Origin of the sequence: Gilvimarinus gilvus, from assembly GCF_030518155.1 — a bacterium.
In the GTDB taxonomy this organism is placed as follows: domain Bacteria; phylum Pseudomonadota; class Gammaproteobacteria; order Pseudomonadales; family Cellvibrionaceae; genus Gilvimarinus; species Gilvimarinus gilvus.
Window position 1 is genome coordinate 1 of sequence record NZ_JAULRU010000565.1, and the last position, 471, is coordinate 471.

The 471-nt window shown below is 47.1% G+C and carries 1 protein-coding gene; it reads left to right on the forward strand.

Features of this window, described 5'->3' with window-relative positions; translation table 11 throughout:
• Positions 1-190: 190 nt before the first annotated feature.
• On the forward strand, positions 191-471 hold a 281-nt coding region (locus tag QWI17_RS10605; RefSeq protein WP_302722478.1), incomplete at its 3' end, for an IS110 family transposase.

The following is a 471-nucleotide window of genomic DNA, read 5'->3' on the forward strand; positions in this document are numbered from 1 at the left end:
ATTTCCTTTCCTGTTAAAAAGCGATAAGGTGAGGCTCATGTCTGCAGCAACAGACATTCGGCATAGTAGCTCGATTGATGCCAGGCACCGGTACAACCGAGTCCGTTAACAAGCCAGAGCACTATGCCGATCCTACTTTTAACTCGAACAGTCGAATGAGCCTCGAGCTCGAATGTAGCAAGGGTGAGCCATGAAAACAACTACCTATGCACACAGTAAGCAACAAAGAAATATCGGTATCGGTATTGATGTCGGTAAAACCTTTTTGGATATTTGCATCCTAGAAATTGATCGCCACTGGCAGATTTATAACACCACTGAGGATATCGAGGCGCTCATCAAGTCTCTCAAGCGCTTCAAACTAAGCCGGATTCTGGTGGAGGCTACGGGTGGCTACGAACGGAAAGTCGTTGAGGCACTGGCAGAATCTGGGTTACCCGTTGTCGTTGTACAACCCATGAATGTTCGTCA